The 3,014-nt window shown below is 35.2% G+C and carries 3 protein-coding genes and 1 pseudogene; 2 read left to right on the plus strand and 2 right to left on the minus strand.

Features of this window, described 5'->3' with window-relative positions; all coding sequences use genetic code 11:
- Positions 1–156 precede the first annotated feature (156 nt).
- Positions 157–1,395 (plus strand): serine/threonine transporter SstT, encoded by a 1,239-nt coding sequence (gene sstT / locus V7083_RS01335; RefSeq protein ID WP_335474548.1) that lies wholly within the window; start codon positions 157–159, stop codon positions 1,393–1,395.
- Positions 1,396–1,840: 445 nt separating this feature from the next.
- Here sstT and V7083_RS01340 read toward each other — a convergent pair whose 3' ends face one another.
- The gene (locus V7083_RS01340) at positions 1,841–1,999 is read right to left on the minus strand and encodes a hypothetical protein (RefSeq protein ID WP_335474550.1); all 159 of its coding nucleotides are present in this window, start codon (positions 1,997–1,999) and stop codon (positions 1,841–1,843) included.
- Between the two features lie 231 nt (positions 2,000–2,230).
- On the opposite strand from V7083_RS01340, the gene V7083_RS01345 reads away from it, so the two are divergent.
- Positions 2,231–2,629: a hypothetical protein gene (locus V7083_RS01345; RefSeq protein ID WP_335474552.1), complete on the plus strand. Its 399-nt coding sequence runs from the start codon at positions 2,231–2,233 to the stop codon at positions 2,627–2,629.
- A gap of 160 nt (positions 2,630–2,789) precedes the next feature.
- Here the strand turns inward: V7083_RS01345 and V7083_RS01350 are convergent.
- Positions 2,790–3,014 (minus strand): annotated as a pseudogene (locus V7083_RS01350) (hypothetical protein); the annotation flags it as partial.

A 3,014-nucleotide genomic window follows, 5' to 3' on the forward strand; every position in this document is an offset into this window, starting at 1 on the left:
TTAACAGAGCCTTTTTGTTATAAAATAAAATCAAAAACATTATTGCTATTGTAATATATCTAAATATTCATTATAATCTTATTTAACTATTGTTTTTTTTCAAGAAGTAAAAAATCTCTGGAAATAGTAGATTTATAGAGAGGGAGGAATAATTTGATGAAAAATCCATTGAAAAAATGGAATCAAATTAGTTTGGTTAAACAAATTATTATTGGTCTTATTATTGGTATTATCCTAGCAGTTGCCATTCCTGAAGTTGCCAAACCTTTAGTGATTTTTGGTGCTTTGTTTGTTGGAGCTTTGAAAGCAGTAGCACCTGTTTTGGTCCTTTTTCTGGTTATGTCGGCTATTGCACAGCATAAGAGTGGTCATCAAACAAATATGAAATCGATCATCGTTCTTTATCTTTCAGGAACTTTTCTAGCAGGTCTTATCGCTGTTATAGCAAGCTTTATTTTCCCAGTGGGTATTACGCTTGTAAAAGGCACAGAGGATTTGGCGGCACCCGGAGGTGTAACAGAGGTTCTCAAATCACTACTTATGAACGTTGTTGATAATAAGGTTAAAGCTTTATTTAATGCGAACTATATCGGTATTTTAGCTTGGGCGGTAGTACTTGGATTTGCAATGAAAAATGCCCAGGATACAACAAAAACACTGATTTCTAATTTTTCTGATGGTATCTCCAAAATGGTAACATGGGTCATCAGATTTGCTCCGCTTGGAATCATGAGCCTTGTAATTGAAAACATCACGACAAATGGAATTGAATCTTTGCTAAACTATGGTAAATTGTTGGCTGTCTTGATTGGCTGTATGCTTTTTGTAGCTTTAGTTGTTAATCCAATCATCGTGTATGTAACGATCCGTCAAAACCCATATCCATTGGTTTTTAAATGCTTAAAGGAAAGTGGAATTACAGCATTCTTTACTCGCAGTTCGGCTGCGAACATTCCGGTTAACATGAAATTATGCGAAAAACTTAATTTAGATAAAGATACCTATTCTGTCTCAATTCCATTGGGCGCTACTATTAATATGGCTGGTGCTGCAGTGACCATTTCTGTTTTAACACTTGCTGCGGTTCATACACTTGGAATTCATGTGGACATTCCAACAGCTATTATCCTGAGCGTACTATCAGCTGTTTGTGCTTGTGGTGCTTCTGGGGTTGCTGGCGGATCGTTATTGTTAATTCCGCTGGCATGCAGCCTATTCGGAATCCCTAATGATGTGGCCATGCAGGTAGTAGGGGTCGGATTTATCATCGGTGTATTGCAGGACTCTTTTGAAACAGCACTCAATTCATCCACTGACGTTCTGTTTACAGCTGCAGCTGATTATAGAAAACAGTTGAAAGAGGGAAAAATTACTAAAATTAATAAGGTAGCATAAAACAAAACCCCCTTTATAAGGCTAGAGGGGGTTTTAAATTTATTGAACTTTTCTTATTCTAAATAATTCACGTTATTTTTTAAGTAATAATACCTTTAGAAATAGATGGGGATTAATGCGGTAAAAGGTGAGAAATAGAACCCTCACCTTTTACTTTCCAATGTGGTAAAGAGCAATGAAAGAATATCAACGCTTTACGTTAAAGATGGAATTTTAAATCTACCTTTATATTCAAACGTCTTTTTATTAATGAAATACTCTATTTTAAGAAGAAGTATAAAAAGACTTTGGAGTAAGCTAAATAGGATATTCAAAGTTCATCCCTCCACATTGAGATTAGTGTTACATGATAACACTAAATTTATTTTTTTATTATGAAACATTTTTTATACAATTTGAAAGCATTCATGAATGAATAACTTTAGAGGTTAAAGTACATTCGTTTTTAATCGCGCATAGCTCTCGCCTCCCGGGAGGTCATTGCACCTTGTCCTTCGATTACATCTCTCTGAATTTCTTGCTTTACTCTTTGTGCGTCTGTTCCGGCAAATTCAGGGTTCATCATCTTCCCCAAGTTTTCATTTGCATTTTGTTTTTGTACCATCCAGATCCTCCTAACTTTTGTAATCCCTATTATTATTTCATGATTGTAAAAAAATAATGACTTATTCTCATTGATCCCCTTTTATTGAAAGCCCATATTTCAAAACTGAAAGAGGTGGCAAAGTTCTGCCTGCTTTTTTGTTTCTTACCTTTTGGAAATTTAGATAAAGTCGAACAATAATGATTGGTTTTCATACAATACAGCATACTCAGGGGTTTGGAGTGAGTAAACATGGGGAATGAAATGAAGGTTTACCAATACGAAAACGAGATAAATAAAAAAATTTTAGGCTTAGAAAAGCAAGTTTCTTTAGGGCTTTGGATTCAAGTAGCAGGGAATATTCTTGAATTGACAGGTTTATTAGGACTTCAACATTTGGAAGAAGATGCAAATCCAAAAGGTGAACAGCAAATACTGACTGGTGTTTGGGCAAAGACGATCGGACAAATATTAGAGGCTATTTCGGTGTCAAGACAAATAGGTGAAACAGATAAAACGAAACTTATTGAAGAACAAAAAGTAGCCATTGCAGGAGATTTTCTTGTCTCATTAGGTTCAGCAATTGAAGTCATCGGAGGACTTCAAGTTCTTGAGGAGGAATTAGTTAAAACATCTCGTTTGGTTCCATAAAAAATAGAGATCTTGTGTAAAAGATACATTTCAATAATGATAACGGCAAGTATAACTTTATCCAAAAGGCGTTGATCCAAAGGGGGAGCGCTTTTTTTATTTGACAATGAAGCAAAAAGATCACCCCCTATGGTTTTCGAGAATAAATGTAAAGATAATATCAGCTAAATAAATAGAAACTCTGAACAAGTAGTGTAGCTGTAAGGAGCACACCCACACCAACATGCTCAGCATCCGGAATAATATGATTTTTTATCGAAGGCAAAAACTTATAGGTGTTGCGAAAGTATTTTTCATAATCTGCTTGAACATAATGCGGATAACCCGTGAAATAAGGGATCCACCAGGCCAGTAAATGCATCACCATTATAATACAGGTCATTGC

Origin of the sequence: Bacillus sp. JJ1764 (assembly GCF_036962145.1) — a bacterium.
Lineage (GTDB): Bacteria > Bacillota > Bacilli > Bacillales > Cytobacillaceae > Neobacillus.

Coding starts and splice junctions, on each gene's coding strand:
- sstT (WP_335474548.1), top strand. CDS start 157: ATGAAAAATCCATTGAAAAAATGGAATCAAATTAGTTTGGTTAAACAA.
- V7083_RS01340 (WP_335474550.1), bottom strand. CDS start 1,999: ATGGTACAAAAACAAAATGCAAATGAAAACTTGGGGAAGATGATGAAC.
- V7083_RS01345 (WP_335474552.1), top strand. CDS start 2,231: ATGGGGAATGAAATGAAGGTTTACCAATACGAAAACGAGATAAATAAA.